The 16,729-nt window shown below is 56.1% G+C and carries 17 protein-coding genes; 9 read left to right on the forward strand and 8 right to left on the reverse strand.

The annotated features are described in order from the left end of the window. The 3 genes from fcl to OLX72_RS06250 all read right to left on the reverse strand — a co-directional run bounded on the left by fcl (position 1) and on the right by OLX72_RS06250 (position 3,527). Positions 1-936, reverse strand: a complete 936-nt coding sequence (gene fcl, locus OLX72_RS06240) for a GDP-L-fucose synthase (protein ID WP_114871999.1) — start codon at positions 934-936, stop codon at positions 1-3. Beyond that, the gene (gene gmd, locus OLX72_RS06245; protein ID WP_205389012.1) at positions 933-2,000 is read right to left on the reverse strand and encodes a GDP-mannose 4,6-dehydratase; all 1,068 of its coding nucleotides are present in this window, start codon (positions 1,998-2,000) and stop codon (positions 933-935) included. The genes fcl and gmd overlap by 4 nt, the downstream gene beginning before the upstream one ends. A 90-nt stretch (positions 2,001-2,090) precedes the next feature. Further along, positions 2,091-3,527, reverse strand: a complete 1,437-nt coding sequence (locus OLX72_RS06250; RefSeq protein ID WP_433990061.1) for a mannose-1-phosphate guanylyltransferase/mannose-6-phosphate isomerase — start codon at positions 3,525-3,527, stop codon at positions 2,091-2,093. Positions 3,528-3,745: 218 nt separating this feature from the next. On the opposite strand from OLX72_RS06250, the gene OLX72_RS06255 reads away from it, so the two are divergent. Then, positions 3,746-4,021, forward strand: coding sequence for a spike base protein, RCAP_Rcc01079 family (locus OLX72_RS06255; protein ID WP_114872507.1), 276 nt, complete (start codon positions 3,746-3,748; stop codon positions 4,019-4,021). Continuing rightward, complete coding sequence (locus OLX72_RS06260; protein WP_433990062.1) at positions 4,021-5,616, forward strand: hypothetical protein; 1,596 nt, start codon at positions 4,021-4,023, stop codon at positions 5,614-5,616. Before OLX72_RS06255 ends, OLX72_RS06260 begins: the two co-directional genes overlap by 1 nt. A gap of 7 nt (positions 5,617-5,623) precedes the next feature. Here the strand turns inward: OLX72_RS06260 and OLX72_RS06265 are convergent, their stop codons facing one another. Continuing rightward, positions 5,624-6,799: an acetyl-CoA C-acyltransferase family protein gene (locus tag OLX72_RS06265; protein WP_433990063.1), complete on the reverse strand. Its 1,176-nt coding sequence runs from the start codon at positions 6,797-6,799 to the stop codon at positions 5,624-5,626. A gap of 146 nt (positions 6,800-6,945) precedes the next feature. On the opposite strand from OLX72_RS06265, the gene OLX72_RS06270 reads away from it, so the two are divergent. The 3 genes from OLX72_RS06270 (at position 6,946) to tdh (ending at position 9,823) form a co-directional block, all read left to right on the forward strand. Continuing rightward, positions 6,946-7,512 (forward strand): helix-turn-helix domain-containing protein, encoded by a 567-nt coding sequence (locus tag OLX72_RS06270; protein WP_114871984.1) that lies wholly within the window; start codon positions 6,946-6,948, stop codon positions 7,510-7,512. 89 nt (positions 7,513-7,601) lie between these two features. Continuing rightward, entirely contained in the window at positions 7,602-8,789 is a 1,188-nt protein-coding gene (locus tag OLX72_RS06275; RefSeq protein WP_433990064.1) for a glycine C-acetyltransferase, read from the forward strand. After that, on the forward strand, positions 8,786-9,823 hold the full coding sequence (gene tdh, locus OLX72_RS06280) for an L-threonine 3-dehydrogenase (protein WP_114871982.1): 1,038 nt from the start codon (positions 8,786-8,788) through the stop codon (positions 9,821-9,823). The genes OLX72_RS06275 and tdh overlap by 4 nt, the downstream gene beginning before the upstream one ends. A gap of 18 nt (positions 9,824-9,841) precedes the next feature. Here tdh and OLX72_RS06285 read toward each other — a convergent pair whose 3' ends face one another. From OLX72_RS06285 to OLX72_RS06295, 3 genes are all read right to left on the reverse strand, one after another. Next, the gene (locus OLX72_RS06285) at positions 9,842-10,570 is read right to left on the reverse strand and encodes a metallophosphoesterase family protein (RefSeq protein ID WP_114871981.1); all 729 of its coding nucleotides are present in this window, start codon (positions 10,568-10,570) and stop codon (positions 9,842-9,844) included. Positions 10,571-10,661: 91 nt separating this feature from the next. Then, positions 10,662-12,257 (reverse strand): phosphoglycerate dehydrogenase, encoded by a 1,596-nt coding sequence (gene serA, locus OLX72_RS06290; RefSeq protein ID WP_114871980.1) that lies wholly within the window; start codon positions 12,255-12,257, stop codon positions 10,662-10,664. An 86-nt stretch (positions 12,258-12,343) separates the two neighbouring features. Then, a complete protein-coding gene (locus OLX72_RS06295) occupies positions 12,344-13,498 on the reverse strand; it encodes a phosphoserine transaminase (RefSeq protein ID WP_433990065.1) in 1,155 nt (384 codons plus the stop codon). A 151-nt stretch (positions 13,499-13,649) separates the two neighbouring features. Between OLX72_RS06295 and serB the strand changes: the two genes are divergently transcribed. Genes serB through OLX72_RS06315 form a run of 4 tightly spaced genes read left to right on the forward strand, consistent with a single transcriptional unit; the run spans position 13,650 to position 15,673 of the window. Next, positions 13,650-14,540 carry a phosphoserine phosphatase SerB gene (serB, locus tag OLX72_RS06300; RefSeq protein ID WP_433990066.1) on the forward strand — a complete coding sequence of 297 codons (891 nt, stop codon included), beginning with the start codon at positions 13,650-13,652 and terminating at the stop codon, positions 14,538-14,540. A 37-nt stretch (positions 14,541-14,577) separates the two neighbouring features. Beyond that, entirely contained in the window at positions 14,578-14,910 is a 333-nt protein-coding gene (locus OLX72_RS06305; RefSeq protein WP_114871978.1) for an ArsR/SmtB family transcription factor, read from the forward strand. Beyond that, on the forward strand, positions 14,903-15,331 hold the full coding sequence (locus OLX72_RS06310) for an SRPBCC family protein (RefSeq protein WP_433990067.1): 429 nt from the start codon (positions 14,903-14,905) through the stop codon (positions 15,329-15,331). Before OLX72_RS06305 ends, OLX72_RS06310 begins: the two co-directional genes overlap by 8 nt. Positions 15,332-15,358: 27 nt before the next feature. After that, positions 15,359-15,673 carry a YciI family protein gene (locus OLX72_RS06315; RefSeq protein ID WP_433990068.1) on the forward strand — a complete coding sequence of 105 codons (315 nt, stop codon included), beginning with the start codon at positions 15,359-15,361 and terminating at the stop codon, positions 15,671-15,673. Between the two features lie 3 nt (positions 15,674-15,676). On the opposite strand, the gene OLX72_RS06320 is transcribed toward OLX72_RS06315, so the two are convergent. After that, positions 15,677-16,684: an asparaginase gene (locus tag OLX72_RS06320; RefSeq protein WP_433990069.1), complete on the reverse strand. Its 1,008-nt coding sequence runs from the start codon at positions 16,682-16,684 to the stop codon at positions 15,677-15,679. Positions 16,685-16,729: the final 45 nt, after the last annotated feature.

Consider the following 16,729-nt stretch of genomic DNA (forward strand, 5'->3'; position numbering starts at 1 on the left):
TCAGGAAAAACGACCGTCCAACGCCTGATAGGTTTGTTCAATACCATCGCGCAGGGAACGCACGTTGTTCCATCCAAGGGCGTGCAGTTGCGAAGAATCCATAAGCTTTCTTGGTGTGCCATCGGGTTTTGACGGATCAAAAACCAGTTCGGCCTTGTAGCCGACAACATCGGCAATCGTTTCGGCCAGTTCGCGAATGGTGACCTCGGAACCTGATCCCACATTCAGAGGGACATCGCCGGAGTAGGATTTCAGCAAGAACACAAGCGCATCCGCAAGATCATCGACATGCAGGAATTCGCGCAACGGTGTTCCGCTTCCCCACAGCGTTACGGATTTGGCGCCGCTTTCCTTTGCTTCGTGAAACTTTCTGAGAAGTGCGGGCAAGACGTGGCTTGTTTCAAGATTATAGTTATCGCCCGGTCCGTAAAGGTTGGTTGGTTGTGCGGAAATGAAATCACAGCCGTATTGCTTGCGATACGCCTGACACATCTTGATACCCGCGATCTTGGCGATCGCGTACCATTCGTTCGTGGGTTCAAGAGGGCCTGTCAAAAGAGCATCTTCGCTGATCGGCTGTGGCGCCAATTTGGGGTAGATGCAGGACGACCCCAGAAACAAAAGTTTTTCGACCCCGCATTGATAGGCGGCATGAATAACGTTTGTTTCAAGTACCAGATTATCGCGCAGGAATTCCGCCGGCATCGTATTGTTGGCATGAATTCCGCCAACTTTCGCCGCCGCCAGAACGATGGCATCCGGGCGGGTTTTTTCCATCCAGCGATCAACGCCAGCCTGATCCGTCAGATCGACAACATCGCGCCCGGCCGTGATTATTTCACAATCTTCACTTGCAAGGCGACGGACAACAGCGCCACCAACCATGCCGCGATGCCCAGCGACCCAAACACGTTTGCCGGACAGATCAAACATCATCCTTCGCGGTCCTTGCGCGATTTTTCACGCGCCACGACTTTCAGATCGCTTTCAACCATTTCACGCACCATTTCCGACAGGGTGGTTGTATAGGTCCATCCCAGTTTTTCACGCGCCTTGGTCGGATCGCCAATCAACAGGTCAACTTCGGTCGGACGGAAATACCGGGCATCCACTTCGACCAGAACCTGACCGGTTTTTTCATCGATGCCTTTTTCGTCAACGCCCGTACCGCTCCATCCTATGGAAATACCAACGGCTGCAAACGCGGCGTCAACAAAACTGCGCACGCTTTGGGTTTCCCCTGTTGCCAGAACGAAATCTTCCGCTGTCTCCTGCTGAACGATGCGCCACATGCCTTCCACGTAGTCACGTGCGTGGCCCCAATCGCGCTTGGCATCCAGATTGCCAAGATAAAGTTTGTCTTGCAGTCCAAGGCTGATCGCTGCAGCAGCGCGGGTGATTTTGCGGGTTACAAAGGTTTCTCCGCGCAACGGGCTTTCATGATTGAACAAGATACCATTGGACGCATGCATCCCGTATGCCTCGCGGTAGTTGACGGTGATCCAGTAGGCATAAAGCTTTGCCGCTGCATAGGGCGAGCGCGGGTAAAAGGGTGTTGTTTCGCTTTGCGGGACTTCCTGAACCAGACCGTAAAGTTCGGATGTAGACGCCTGATAGAACCGGCAGGTTTTTTCCATGCCCAGAATCCGGATTGATTCAAGCAGACGCAGGGTGCCCATACCATCGGCATTGGCTGTGTATTCCGGGGTATCAAAACTGACCTGAACGTGGCTTTGGGCCGCAAGGTTGTAAATCTCGTCAGGTTTGATTTCCTGCACGAGACGGATCAGGTTTGTGCTGTCGGTCATATCGCCATAGTGGAGCTTGAATTTGACTTCGCGGTCATGCGGATCCTGATACAGGTGATCGATACGCGACGTATTAAAAGACGAGGACCGGCGTTTGACCCCGTGTACCTCGTAGCCTTTTTTAAGCAAAAGTTCTGCCAGATACGCACCATCCTGTCCGGTGACGCCCGTTATCATTGCACGTTTTGTCATCAAATTTTCCATTCTTTCAGGCGCAAAAATCTGTTTGAAGCCTGTGCTAAACCGCGAGTGCCCGGATGTGAAGGCGGCAATTCATTCGCGTCATTCGCGCGCGTAGACGTCCTCATACCGCACAATGTCGTCTTCACCGACATAAGCACCGGTCTGAACTTCGATCAGGACCATCGGAACCTTGCCGGGGTTTTCCATACGGTGAACAGCGCCCAGCGGAATGTAGACCGACTGGTTTTCTGTCACCAGTTGCACCTTATCGTCAATCGTGACCTTTGCAGTGCCTTCCACAACGATCCAGTGTTCGGACCGGTGAACATGCGATTGCAGCGACAACGCCGCGCCCGGATGGACAACGATACGCTTTACCTGAAACCGGTCACCGACCACCAGACTTTCGAACCATCCCCAGGGGCGGTGATCCTTGGGAAAGGCCACAGCCTGCGTCGCACCCTTGGCCGAGAGCGCCGAAACAGCAAGTTTTACATCCTGCGCCCGGTTCATATCTGCGACCAGAACGGCATCATTCATGGCAATTGCCATTATGTTCTTCAGGCCGATACCGACCACTTCCAAGGTTTCGCTTTCGGATCGCAAAAGCGTATTTTCACAATCAATGGCTGTTGCCGGACCGCTGGTAGACACACCATCCTTGTCGGGATTGGTTTCGCGCCAGACGGCATCCCAGCCGCCAAGATCAGACCAGGCACTGGTGAAGGGAACAACCGAGAGGTTGTCGGCCCGCTCCATCACGGCATAGTCGATCGAAATGTCATTGCAGTTTGACCAGTCATCCGGTGCAAGCCGCAAAAAACCCAGATCTGTTTTGGCGTTGTTTATCGAGGCCTGAACAGGGTCGATCAGGTCAGGTGAATGGGCTTTGAAGGCAGCGATGATTTCGCTTGCCCGACACAGGAAAATGCCGCCGTTCCAAAGAAAGTTTCCGGCTTTCAACATCTTTTTTGCGGTGGTGGCATCTGGTTTTTCGACGAATTTCGACAGGGCAATCGGGGCACCGGACCCGTCTGGCTTTTTGGACAGTTCCAGATAGCCATAGCCGGTTTCGGGACGATCCGGTGTGATACCAAAGGTAACAAGCTGGCCTTTTTCCACAGCGGCCAATCCCTGTTCAACGACCCCGTGAAATGCGCCCGCGTCAGGCACCACATGGTCTGACGGCGCGATAAGCATGATTGCATCGGGATCGGATTTTGACAGGTAAAGCGCCGCCGCAAGGATGGCCGGGGCCGTGTTTCTGCCTTGTGGTTCGATCAGAATTGCACCGGGGTCAATGCCGACTTCGGTCAATTGTTCTGTCACGATAAAGCGGAAATCCGAATTTGTAAGAATGACGGGTGCATTGAAAGACAATGACTGCGTCTTTCCCGACATGCGCATGGCCGATGCCTGAAACAAGGATTGCGCGTCGATCAATGGTGAAAATTGTTTGGGATAGCTTTTGCGCGACAATGGCCAAAGACGGGTTCCAGACCCACCGCATAACAGAACCGGATAAATTGATTGCATGTTCTAACCCTGACAAATCCGTCTATTTCAAAAACGTCCGCCTTCGTGATCGTACGCCTATTCCGAATAGCAGATTGGCACCGATTTGAAAGGTATCGACAGGCGCAATGCTGGCTGCGGTGCATCGAAAATACAACGCAACGCCCACCGTCACGGTCCGGTTATGTTTTGGACAGGTTCGCACTGCATGTTTGGCGCTGATTTTGCAGGAGTTAGGAATGCCAATCCTTGACCACTTTTCAAGTTTCCAGCCCGGATTATCCGCCCCTGCGACCGGCGGTTTTTCGATTGTACCGGATGATAACACTGATCTTGGCGTCTTGCCGCGGGCCATCATGGTTGCCGCAGGAGGTGACGTAGGCGCAATTCTGATGGATGGCAGTACCGTTGTCTTGCCGGGGCTTGCCGCCGGCGTCGTCTATCCTTTTCGGGTAAGGCGTGTTCTTGGTAGTGCAGGCGGTACAACCGCGTCCGGCATTATCGGGTTATACTAATGATTGGCCTGGGGTTTGATTGTACGTCGCGCGCGCGCCAGCAGTCTTTTTTCGGTCCGCCGGACGGATTGGGATGGGACGGTTCTGTTCTTGCGCTGGATGTGCGCATGTCCGCCGGTGGTGCCTTTCGGTTGAATACGGACCCACGTCAACTGGTTGATCCCTTGATCTGGGACGGTGCGGCCCTGCATGTGGACGGCGTTGATGGCGATGATGGCAACAGCGGCTTTGGCAGCATGGATGGCGATTTCACAAATGCAAAACGTTCCATTCATGCCGCTTTCAGCGCGGGCAATGCAACAGGCGCGGCGTATCGCATTCTGATCAAATCAGGTGAATTCGAGGGCAGCGCCTTTACCAAAAACGGACAGATCGAACCTGCCTATCCGGTTGCCGTGATCGGTTGGAATGGCCCGGTTTGGTACCGCACAGGCCCGTTTGAAGCCGAATGGAGCGATGCAGGCGGCACATATTCCGCCGGAATTACATCCTTGAACAGGGTGTTTCGCACCGATGTGCGAACCGAAAACGGGCTTTATTCTGAACTGGTGCAAGCCAACGATCTGGTGGCCTGTCAAGCGACGGTCAACACCTGGTTCAAGGACGGATCCGTTTTGCACGTGAACATCGGTCGCGCACCCGGCCCGCGCGATATTGCTGCAATCCGAAACTTCAACGGGGCGCGATTTCTGGATCATTCCGATGATCTTTATCTGGAGAATATCCACATCGAAGGTGGCATTACAGGGGCTTTGCACTGCGATGCAGCGGCAGATCGCAACGTTGTTGGTGTGTCCTGTTCCTTTCGGTATTCATCGCCTTCAAATACAGCGTCGCCTCTGGATGCGGTGCGGATACGACGGACAAACGGATTAATCGCGTTTTTTGATTGTGATGCATCATGCGGAGCGAAAGACGGGTGGAGCTTTCATCAGGATGACGCCAACGCGATGCAGGTGGTCCTATCCAATTGCACAAGCTTTGAAAACGGCGCGTTTTCGGCAACGTCCTGCAATGCCGTGACAGCGCATGACAGCGTTATCGCGGCCATTGTTGGCGGCCGTTTCGGGTATGGGTGCGCCGGCACAACGCGCTGCGTGCGCAAATTTGGCCAGTGGATGCGGTGTTTCGCAGCCTGCCTTTTGTGTCTTGTCGGTCCGTCGTTTACGGGATCGGGACTGATCCGGGCGCAAGAGATTTCGGCGCGAGAGACGGTTGTCATCGGCAATGACCGAGGCGGGAAAATCCGGACCAAACTGGCCAAGCTGGCTGTGATCCGTGCCAACGGTCAAAAAATCGAACTGCGGGGGCGGGTCTGTTATTCAACCTGCACATTGTATCTGGGTCTGCCGCAGACCTGCGTATTGCCGGACACCAGTTTCGGGTTTCACGGGCCTTCGAATTACGGGGTTCGCCTGCGTCCGGAGGCGTTTGAATACTGGTCCCATCTGATTGCGGCGCATTATCCGGAACCATTGCGCGGATGGTACCTGAAAACCGGGCGGGCGCGGATCAATACCTACTACCGGATATCCGGAACAGAACTGATCCGCATGGGGCTGGCGCAATGCGCACCAACCCCGAAACAGTCTTAGGTTGATATCAAAGCCGCTCGATCGCCAGCGCGATGCCTTGCCCGCCACCAATGCACATCGTGATCAGCGCCCTTTTCCCGCCGATACGTTCCAGTTCGTACAGCGCCTTGATCGTGATGATCGCTCCGGTTGCGCCAACCGGATGGCCCAGCGCGATCGCGCCACCGTTGGGGTTTACCTTGGCTGGGTCCAGACCCAAGCCCTTGTTCACGGCACAGGCCTGAGCAGCGAACGCTTCGTTGCTTTCGATCACATCGAAATCCGCAACCGACAATCCTGTGCGCGCCAGCAGGTTTTCCACAGCAGGCACCGGCCCGATCCCCATCACCTCGGGGCGAACACCGGCGTGGGCATAGCCCAAAACGCGTGCTTTGGGTTTCAGACCTGCCTTGGCTGCCGCATCGGCTGTGGCCAGTACAATTGCTGCCGCACCGTCATTGATACCGGATGCGTTGCCCGCCGTGACAGTCCCGTCTTTCTGGAACACGGTGCGCAATCCGGCCAGTGCGTCAGCGGTTGTGGCTTTGGGGTGCTCGTCAACTTCGAACGGCACGGTATCGCGTTTTACGCGTACTTCGACCGGCGTGATTTGCGATTTGAAATATCCGTTCTGCAATGCATTGGCCGCCCGGTTCTGGCTTTCCAAGGCAAAGGCATCCTGTGCGGCACGCGAAATATCATGTTCGGCGGCCACATTTTCGGCCGTCACACCCATGTGGCCGGTGCCGAACGGGCAGTTCAGCGCGCCCAGCATCATATCCAGCGTTCGGATATCCCCCATTTTCGCGCCCCAGCGCTGATCCGGGATGATGAACGGAGAACGCGACATGTTTTCCGCCCCGCCCGCCAGCGCAAATTCCGCATCCCCCAACATCAGGGATTGCACCGCCGACACGATCGCTTGCGCGCCGGACCCGCAAAGGCGGTTCACGTTCATCGCCGGGGTTGTGTCCGGAATTCCGGCCTGCATTGCGGCGACCCGCGACAGATACATGTCACGTGGTTCAGTATTGATCACATGGCCAAAAACGACATGGCCGATCTGGCCACCTTCGACACCGGACCGGATCATCGCCGCTTTGGCCGCCGCGGCGCCAAGATCAATTGGGGGCGTTCCGGCCAACGCACCGCCAAAAGTGCCGATTGCAGTGCGGGCGCCGTCAAGAATTACGATATCGGTCATTTCGGGATTCCTTTGAAAGTTTTCAAAGCCAATAATAAGCAACGCAAGCCGGATGTCAGCCCAAAGATGCCAACTGAGCATTTTGCCACATTCGACCCACATCAGGCGACGTTGACAGCGCGGGTGGAACCGGCCAAGTTTCCGCCATGACGGAGAAAAGCGACGCTATCTTGACGAAACTGCCCGCCCGCCTGAAAGAAGCGCGGCGCGCACAAGGCCTTTCGCTGGACGCGGTGGCCAAACTGTCCGGCGTGTCGCGATCCATGGTCAGCCAGATCGAACGGGGCGAAAGCAGCCCGACCATCGCAACATTATGGAACCTGACACGCGCATTGCAGGTCGATTTCGCGGGCCTTCTGGATGCGAATCCCCTAAGCGACCAAATTGAAATCTTGCGTGCGGACCAGGTGCCTACGATCGACAATATGGGCGAAGGATGCCGTATTCTGATCCTGTCCCCACCCGATCAGGCTGGCCGGAATGAGGTTTACGAACTTCGCCTGGCACCCGGCGGCGTTCTGGACAGCCAACCGCACACGCGCGGTGCGCGCGAACATATTTCGGTGATCGAAGGGTATATCGTGGTGACATCCGGGGACGCCACCGAAGAACTGGGCGCTGGCGATACCGCCTATTACGCGGCAGATGTTGTCCACCGGATCACCGCGCCGACCGGTCCGGCCCGTGCGTTTTTGTTGGTCCAGAACGCCTGATTCCGGTATTACGGATTTTTTCCGTGATACTGTATTCTTTCGTTTGGGAATCGGTTCCGTCATGTTAGGATGACCGAAAGGAGCCTTTCATGACCGATGCCTTTCTTTCCCATATCCGCGACAGCCTGACCCAGATTGAAACTGACGGCATGACCAAGCGCGAGCGTTTGATCACGTCCCCTCAAGGTGGAAAGATCGCGGTTGGCGGGCGGCAGGTCATCAATCTTTGCGCCAACAACTATCTTGGGCTTGCCGATCATCCTGACCTGATCAAGACGGCGAAATCCACGATGGATACAAAAGGGTTCGGGATGGCCAGCGTACGGTTCATCTGCGGCACGCAGGATATCCATCGCGATCTGGAACAGGCACTGGCCAGATTTCTGAACAAGGATGACACGATCCTGTTTGCAGCATGTTTTGATGCCAATGGCGGTTTGTTCGAACCGCTTTTGGGTCCGGAGGACGCGGTTGTTTCCGACAGCCTGAACCACGCGTCGATCATTGACGGTATCCGGCTGTGCAAGGCAAAACGCTATCGGTACCGGAACAACGATATGGCAGATCTGAGGGCGCAGCTTGAAAAGGCGCGCGCAGATGGTGCGCGCCACATCATGATTGCAACCGACGGTGTGTTTTCCATGGATGGAACACTGGCCAATCTGCCGGAAATCACCACAATTGCAAAGAAATCCGGCGCACTGGTCATGGTGGATGATTGCCACGCAACAGGGTTCATGGGCCCGCGCGGGGCAGGAACGCCTGATCACTTCGGTCTGGATGTCGATATTCTGACAGGCACTTTGGGCAAGGCGCTGGGCGGGTCTATCGGCGGTTACATCGCAGGCCCGCAGCCTGTGATTGATCTGCTGCGCCAACGGGCGCGGCCCTATCTGTTTTCCAATTCGTTGCCGCCCGCAATTGTAGCCGCAGCGATTGAGGCGATTCACCTGGTGCAAGACGGGGCAGATTTGCGCCGGCAATTGTTCGAAAACACAGCCTATTGGCGCGCCGGGCTGGAACGGCTGGGGTTTGATCTGTTGCCCGGGCAGCACCCGATCGTGCCAGTGATGCTGGGTGAAGCAAGGTTGGCACAGGACATGGCTGCGCGATTGTTCGACGAAGGCGTCTATGTTTCCGGGTTCTTTTTTCCAGTGGTCCCGCGCGGTCAGGCGCGGATCAGAACGCAGATGAATGCGGCTCTGACTTGGGCGGATCTGGATCATGCGCTGACAGCATTCGAAGTTGCCGGCAAGGCGGTGGGGGTTCTGACATGAGCAACGAAATGAAAGCGCTGGTCAAAGCGCACCCGCGTGAAGGACTGTGGATGCAGCGTGCGCCAGTTCCCGAGATCGGACCGGATGATGTTCTGATCCGCATCAAGAAAACCGGGATTTGCGGCACTGATATCCACATCTGGAACTGGGATGAATGGGCCCGGAAAACCGTACCTGTTCCACTGATCACCGGCCACGAATTCGCTGGTGAGATCGTCGAACTGGGTCGTGATGTGGAAGGGTTGGACATCGGGCAACGGTGCAGCGGGGAAGGCCATCTGATCGGCAAAAACTCTCGTCAAAGTCGCGCTGGCAAGTTTCATCTTGATCCGCAAACACGCGGAATCGGGGTGAATGAACAGGGGGCGTTTGCCGAATACCTGCGCCTGCCCGCATTCAATGTCGTGCCCTTGCCCGATGAGATTTCCGACGATATCGGCGCTATTCTGGATCCGTTGGGCAATGCGGTTCACACCGCGCTCAGCTTTGATCTGGTGGGCGAGGATGTGTTGGTGACCGGGGCAGGCCCGATCGGGATCATGGCCGCGGCAGTGGCCCGCCATGTGGGTGCGCGCCATGTGGTCATTACAGACGTCAATCAGGATCGGCTGGATCTGGCCGCGCGGGTTGCCGATGTTGTGACAGTCAACGTGGCGACACAGGAACTGGCCGAAACAGTGTCGAAACTGAAGATGCGCGAAGGGTTTGACGTGGGTCTGGAAATGTCCGGCAACCAGCGCGCGCTGGATCAGATGGTCGAAGCGCTGGTGATGGGCGGGCGCATTGCGTTACTGGGCATTCCGCCCGGCAAATCACCTGTGGATTGGTCACGCATCGTGTTCAAGGCCATCACCATCAAGGGCGTCTACGGGCGCGAGATTTTCGAAACGTGGTACAAGATGATCGCAATGCTGCAAAACGGACTGGACGTTTCAGCCGTTATCACACACCGGTTTGGGGTTGATGATTTCGAACAGGGCTTTGCCGCGATGAAATCGGGCCAAAGTGGCAAGGTTGTTCTGGACTGGACCTAGACAGGTTGTGCGCGACAGTCACGGCCCAAACGCAATACGACCCTTTGGTGTCAGCAACCAGCAATCCCGCCCCTCGAACACCGCAGTGGTAAGGGGCCGCCCAAAGCCCGCGCCACTGTCAAGATTGACCCTGTTGCCATAGTGCTGCGGCGCATCCAGCGCGGTGTGGCCATGCACGATCAGATATCCGTGGTCCCGCGGATCGCTTAAAAACGGCTCTCTTATCCAGATCAGATCGTCTTCGACCTGATCGGCCAATGGCACGCCGGGGCGAATTCCGGCGTGAACAAACAGCAGCTTGTCGTGGGTGTGGGTCAGATCAAGATCGTTCAGAAAATCAAGATGCGATTGGGGAACGGCTGACAAAGCGGCGGTATGTGTATTGCTGACCGATGCGCCATCCTTTGCGTAAACGCCATAAGACAGCATTGTCTTGTCACCCCCCAGGATCGGGTTGAACCACATCAAGTCAGGCCGGGTCCGGCTGTCATGCACATTCTTGTCGCTCATGAACCGCAGCAGATAGCGATCGTGGTTGCCCTTGAGGGCCCTCCAGTTGCGGCCCTGTGCGTAGCCTTCGATCAGCGTCTGCACGACGGCACAACTGTCCGGCCCGCGATCAATATAGTCCCCCAGAAACACCACCTTGGCATCAGGCCCGCCATCGGATTCGATCAAAGCCAGCGCGGCCTTCAACATGTCGATCTGGCCGTGGATATCGCCGATGGCGTAAACTGGTTTTGTCATTCCGGCGCTCCTTTGGGGTGTTGGATGTTCCATAAAACAAATAACGCCGCCCCGACAGGGCGACGTTTTGGGTTTCGGCGGTTAAACTAAGTCAGGCAACGTCAAACTCCAGTGGTTTGACCTGAGTGAATTTTCCTGTGTCCGACAGCTTCTTGAGGATCGGGGCAGGCACAGCGGCATCCACATAAAGCAATGCAATCGCCTCGCCGCCCGCTGCCGATCGACCCAGGGTAAAATTGGCGATGTTCACGCCGTTTTCACCCATGGTTTGCCCCAAAAGACCGATAATTCCGGGAACGTCTTCATTCGTGGTGTAAAGCATATGCGATCCGATTTCGGCGTCGATATTGATGCCCTTGATCTGGATAAAGCGCGGCTTTCCATCGCTGAACACAGTGCCCGCGATTGATCTTTCGCGTTTTTCAGTGACGACCGTCACTTTGATATAGCCATCGAAACTGCCGGATTTGTCCTGATTGGTGGTACTGATCTGAATACCGCGATCTTTCGCAATCACAGGCGCGCTGACCATGTTCACATCCGGGTTTACCTTTTTCATAATGCCCGCAATCACCGAACAGTTCAGCGCCTCCAGGTTCATCGCCGCGACCGATCCGTCGTAAAGGATGTTGATCGCCTTGATCGGTTCGTCTGTCATCTGGCCGATAAAGGCACCAAGATGCGCGGCCAGTTTCACCCATGGCCCCATCACTTTGGCCTCTTCCGCAGTCACGGACGGCATGTTCAGCGCGTTGGTTACTGCGCCGGTCAGCAAATAGTCGGACATTTGTTCCGCCACCTGCAATGCAACGTTTTCCTGCGCTTCGGTGGTTGCGGCCCCAAGATGCGGTGTGCAAACGACATTGGGCAGATTGAATAACGGGTTTTCAATCGCAGGTTCGGTTTTGAACACATCAAACGCCGCGCCGGCAACGTGGCCCGATTTCAGTGCATCTGCCAGCGCTGCTTCGTCCACCAATCCGCCACGGGCACAATTGATGATACGCACTCCCTTTTTCATCTTCGCAATAGCCTCGGCAGACAGGATATTTGCGGTCTGATCGGTAAAGGGAACGTGCAGGGTGATGAAATCAGCGCGCTTCAGCAGATCATCCAGTTCCACCTTTTCAACGCCCATCTTGTCGGCTTTTTCCTGACTTAGGAACGGATCATAGGCGACAACCTTCATTTTAAGACCGCGCGCGCGATCACAGACGATACCGCCGATGTTGCCCGCGCCGATCACACCCAGCGTTTTGCCTGTCAACTCTACGCCCATGAATTTGGATTTCTCCCATTTGCCCGCGTGGGTCGATGCGCTGGCCTCGGGAATCTGGCGCGCGACGGCAAACATCATTGCAATTGCGTGTTCGGCCGTTGTGATCATGTTGCCGAAAGGTGTGTTCATGACGATCACACCCTTTTTCGAAGCAGCCTCGCGATCGACATTGTCCACGCCGATCCCGGCGCGTCCTATGACCTTCAGGTTGGTCGCTGCGTCCAGTATTTTCTGGGTCACTTTTGTAGCGGACCGGATCGCAAGCCCGTCATACTGGCCGATCATCGCCTCAAGCTTTTCCTTGTCCTTGCCCAGATCAGGCATGAAATCCACTTCGATGCCCCGGTCACGGAAAATTTGTACGGCGGCGTCTGACAGCTTGTCAGAAATAAGAACTTTGGGGGCCATTTCGGCGCTCCTTGATGATATTAATTGTGGGAACGGGGGGCGCAACGTGGCGCACCCCAATGGTGTTCGATTCCGGGATTGCTCGGTTATGCAGCTTCCATTTGCGCATCTATTTCCGCGTCAAATGCCCAGGACAACCAAGGCAGCATGGCTGATATGTCGGACGTTTCTACCGTTCCGCCACACCAGATGCGCAGGCCGGGGGGGGCATCGCGATAGGCCCCGATATCATAGGCGACACCTTCGGCATCCAGCCGTTTCGCAACGGCCTTGGCGAAAGCCGCGCCATCAACGATACGGGCGTCGGTGAATTTCAGGCAAACGGATGTATTGGACCGCGTCGCCGGATCTTCTGCCAGATAGGCGATCCAGTCATTGGCATTCACGAAGGCCTCGATCGCGGCGGAGTTTGCGTTGGCACGGTTGATCAATCCGGTCAGTCCACCAACCGAACGCGCCCAGTCCAGGGCAACCAGATAATCTTCCACCGCCATCATCGACGGTGTATTGATGGTTTCCCCCCTGAAGATGCCATCAATCAGTTTGCCGCCTTTTGTCAGGCGGAAAATCTTGGGCAATGGCCAGGCCGGTGCATAGTTTTCCAACCGGGCGACCGCGCGGGGCGACAGGATCAGCATGCCATGTGCACCTTCGCCGCCCAGAACCTTTTGCCAGCTGAATGTGGTTACATCCAGTTTATCCCAAGGCAGGTCCATCGCGAACGCGGCCGACGTGGCATCACACAGCGTCAGACCTGCGCGATCCGATGGGATAACATCCCCGTTCGGCATCCGCACGCCCGAGGTTGTGCCGTTCCAGGTAAAGCAAACATCGTGATCGTAGTTCAATGCCGCCATGTCCACGATCCGCCCGTAATCGGCTGTGTGAACCGTCGCGTCGATTTTCAACTGTTTGACAGCATCGGTGACCCAGCCAGCGCCAAAACTTTCCCATGCGACCATTTCAACCGGGCGTTCCCCCAACAGGTTCCACATCGCCATTTCAAAGGCGCCGGTATCCGATGCCGGCACGATACCGATGCGATAATCGGCAGGTATGCCAAGCAGGTCGCGGGTCTCTTCGATTGCGGCCAGCAATTTGGCCTTGCCAACTGCGGCACGATGGCTGCGCCCGAACGGGGCGTCAGACAGTTTTTGCAATTCGAATGTAGGGATTTTGGCACAAGGGCCAGACGAAAACCGCGGATTAGCCGGCCGCGATGCCGGTTGTTTAATAGCCATTTCTGCTATCCTTCCAGATAAGCGCCCTTCGTTGGGGAAGGGTGTCCCACCGCTGGAAATACGGGCGCAATCGGGGTGGTGCAAGCGCCAAAACGCCGCTATAGCGCCGCTTGATGAATTAAATGCGACCTTTTTGAAGTGGATCGGAAACTTGGCAGGCCCGTTTGTTGCCACACTCCTTACCTCGCCCCAAGGCCCGAAACTGGATCCAAGCCTTGTCGACTCATTGCGCAATGCGTGGGGCGGCGGGGGTGCCCTGTGGCTCGCCGCGGATGAAGCAGCAGAATTCACCTTTCCGGTGATGCCTGACAATCACCCGCAGGTCTGGGATGATCTGCAAAAGCTGGGCGTCGATCTGGTGGTACAGCAAGCTGACAATCGCAAAAAGAAAATGCTGCTGGCCGATATGGACAGCACCATGATCCAGCAGGAATGCATTGACGAACTGGCAGACGAGGCGGGTGTGGGTGCGCATGTGGCGGACATCACCGCGCGGGCGATGAACGGAGAGCTGGATTTCAACGCAGCGCTGGTTGAACGTGTCGGTCTGCTGGCTGGGCTGGACGCAAATGTGATCCATCACGTTCTGGCGACACGCATAACGTATATGCAGGGCGGGGCCGAACTTGTCGCGACGATGAAGGCCAATGGCGCTTACACGACACTTGTTTCGGGCGGGTTTACGGCGTTTACGCATCAGGTTGCCCGGCATCTGGGCTTTGACGAAAATCGCGCCAATTCCCTGATGATCGACGCCGGCAAACTGACCGGGCATGTCGCCCTGCCGATCCTTGGGCGGCAGGCCAAGGTTGATGCTTTGGTGGATATTTCGAACAGGCTGGGATTGCCGGAAACAGACGTTATGGCGGTGGGCGACGGCGCCAACGATCTGGGGATGCTGACACGGGCCGGAACCGGGGTCGCGTTGCATGCCAAGCCAGCGGTTGCCGCGCAATGTGATGTCCGGATCAATCACGGTGACCTGACTGCGCTTTTGTACATTCAGGGATACAGCAAAGCTGAATTCATACGAAATAATTAACGTTTCATTTAATTAACATTTACGTTAATTATTGTACATGTCGAACCTGATCAAGATATTTGCAGCCCTTTCGGATGAAACCCGTTTCACGCTGGTTACCCGATTGATGGAGAAAGGCGAACAACCTGCCGGTGCGCTGGTGGCCACGGCAGACATGACAGCGCCCGCCATTTCAAGACACCTGAAAGTACTGCGCGAAGCCGGCGTGATCCGGCAACGCGCCGAGGGAACCAAACGCTATTATTCCGTGCGGCCCGAAGCCATACAGGCGATTTCGGGATGGACACTGGACCACAAGGCATTCTGGGAGGCTGGCCTTGACCGGCTTGATGCCTTTCTGGCCGCAGAGGGAGAAAACGAAGATGGCTGATATCCGTCTGGAACGCGAATTCAAGGTAACAGCCGAACGACTGTTCCGGGTGGTCACCGAACACGCGCAGCTTTTGCAATGGTGGGGTCACGACGGGATGGTTGTTCAGAAAGAACATATCGATTTCTCGAAAACCGGGCCGTGGTTTTTTGATATGTCGGATCAGAACGGCCAGCGGTTCAAGATGTCAGGTCAGGTCACCCATGTGGATTCACCCAGATCCGTCGGGTTCACGTGGGGCTGGCACGACGATACCGACCAACGCGGCAAGGAAAGCCATGTCACGTTCACCATCGTTCCAACGGCATCTGGGGCACGATTGATTGTGGATCACCGGGAGCTGCCCGACAGCGAGATTGCGACCCGCCACGAAGCCGGTTGGAGCGCGACTCTGGTACGGCTTGGCCGGATATTGAATTAACCAAAGCAACCACAAAGGGAGAGTATTATGACAGATTTCATTTTCGCCTATCATGGCGGCAAAATGCCGGAAACACCGGAAGAGGGCGCCAAGGAAATGGCCAAGTGGCAGGCGTGGTTCGAAAATCTGAGTGACGCAGTCGTAAATCCGGGGAATCCCGTGGGTATGTCAAAAACCGTAAGTGCCGCAGGGGTCGCAGATGATGGCGGCGCAAATCCGCTTTCGGGGTTCACCATTGTCCGTGCGAAAGACATTGATGCTGCTGTCGCCATGGCCAAAGGCTGCCCGATGGTCAGCAGCGGTAATGGCAGTGTCGAAGTTGCGCCAGTGGTCGAAATGTAAACGTCAAAGTAAAGTCGCAGCGGGTTTGATTAAACCCGCTTCGATCCCCCGCCGGTTCAGAATCGGGGCAAAACGCCGTTTGCGTGTCGCGGGGTGTTCCGCGTCCAGCACACCCAATTTGACCAGAATGGATGCAATCGCGCATTCACTGGCGCGCGTGGTGCCGTCAACGATCTTTAGCGCGACACCCAGTTTCTTTTCGGGAATGATGGCCACAAAGAACGCTTCGGCACCGGTTTTGATCGCAACCTTGCCGTTCATCGCGCGCATCAGTTCCGTACAGGCACGGCCTTCGCCAGCCACCAGATCAGGATGCAGCATCATGGCTTGCGACAATCTTACAGCGGCCTGACTTGTCGTGTCGGTCCGCTCGTGCGCAGAGGCGAAAAAGGCCATCGCGCGGGCCATTCCGTGCAGGGTTGTTGCAAAATTGGGGGCAGAACAGCCATCTACCCCGAAACCCGGACTGGCCTGTTGCGTGGTTTGTTCAAACGCTTCCAGACAGGCGGTTTGAACCGGATGATCGGGATCAACATAATCCGGCCCGGCACCAAGATGCTGGGACAGGGTCAGAAACCCCGCATGTTTGCCCGAGCAGTTGTTGTGCATCTGACACGGCTTTTCATATGCCCTGATCAGGGCGTGATTTGCCGGCTTGTCATCCGGCCATTGGGGGCCGCACCGGAAATCGTCATCGCCAAGTTCAAGGTCTTTCAGCCACGCCGCCACACGGTCGGTGTGAATGGCCGCGCCGTTGTGGGATGCGCACGCCAAAGCCAGTTGTTCCGTCGTCAAACCGGCCTGATCTGCGGCACCTGATGTGATCAGCGGCAGGCCCTGAATCATCTTGGCGGAACTGCGCGGCAGCACGACGGCTTCGGGATCACCCCATGCCTGAACGATCTGTCCTGCTTCGTCACAGATCACGGCGTGGCCGGCATGAATACTTTCCAGAAAAGGACCGCGCCAGATTTCCACCATGGGAACGGGTGCGGATGCGGAATTGTTCATTATTTTATACTCACAGTTGCGCGAATTCCTGCCAATCGGGCTTTC

Origin of the sequence: Sulfitobacter sp. TBRI5 (assembly GCF_051013555.1) — a bacterium.
In the GTDB taxonomy this organism is placed as follows: domain Bacteria; phylum Pseudomonadota; class Alphaproteobacteria; order Rhodobacterales; family Rhodobacteraceae; genus JL08.

Bases quoted from the DNA above. Each gene is read 5' to 3' on its own strand.
- fcl (WP_114871999.1), bottom strand. From the start codon at position 936: ATGATGTTTGATCTGTCCGGCAAACGTGTTTGGGTCGCTGGGCATCGC.
- gmd (WP_205389012.1), bottom strand. From the start codon at position 2,000: ATGACAAAACGTGCAATGATAACGGGCGTCACCGGACAGGATGGTGCG.
- OLX72_RS06250 (WP_433990061.1), bottom strand. From the start codon at position 3,527: ATGCAATCAATTTATCCGGTTCTGTTATGCGGTGGGTCTGGAACCCGT.
- OLX72_RS06255 (WP_114872507.1), top strand. From the start codon at position 3,746: ATGCCAATCCTTGACCACTTTTCAAGTTTCCAGCCCGGATTATCCGCC.
- OLX72_RS06260 (WP_433990062.1), top strand. From the start codon at position 4,021: ATGATTGGCCTGGGGTTTGATTGTACGTCGCGCGCGCGCCAGCAGTCT.
- OLX72_RS06265 (WP_433990063.1), bottom strand. From the start codon at position 6,799: ATGACCGATATCGTAATTCTTGACGGCGCCCGCACTGCAATCGGCACT.
- OLX72_RS06270 (WP_114871984.1), top strand. From the start codon at position 6,946: ATGACGGAGAAAAGCGACGCTATCTTGACGAAACTGCCCGCCCGCCTG.
- OLX72_RS06275 (WP_433990064.1), top strand. From the start codon at position 7,602: ATGACCGATGCCTTTCTTTCCCATATCCGCGACAGCCTGACCCAGATT.
- tdh (WP_114871982.1), top strand. From the start codon at position 8,786: ATGAGCAACGAAATGAAAGCGCTGGTCAAAGCGCACCCGCGTGAAGGA.
- OLX72_RS06285 (WP_114871981.1), bottom strand. From the start codon at position 10,570: ATGACAAAACCAGTTTACGCCATCGGCGATATCCACGGCCAGATCGAC.
- serA (WP_114871980.1), bottom strand. From the start codon at position 12,257: ATGGCCCCCAAAGTTCTTATTTCTGACAAGCTGTCAGACGCCGCCGTA.
- OLX72_RS06295 (WP_433990065.1), bottom strand. From the start codon at position 13,498: ATGGCTATTAAACAACCGGCATCGCGGCCGGCTAATCCGCGGTTTTCG.
- OLX72_RS06305 (WP_114871978.1), top strand. From the start codon at position 14,578: ATGTCGAACCTGATCAAGATATTTGCAGCCCTTTCGGATGAAACCCGT.
- OLX72_RS06310 (WP_433990067.1), top strand. From the start codon at position 14,903: ATGGCTGATATCCGTCTGGAACGCGAATTCAAGGTAACAGCCGAACGA.
- OLX72_RS06315 (WP_433990068.1), top strand. From the start codon at position 15,359: ATGACAGATTTCATTTTCGCCTATCATGGCGGCAAAATGCCGGAAACA.
- OLX72_RS06320 (WP_433990069.1), bottom strand. From the start codon at position 16,684: ATGAACAATTCCGCATCCGCACCCGTTCCCATGGTGGAAATCTGGCGC.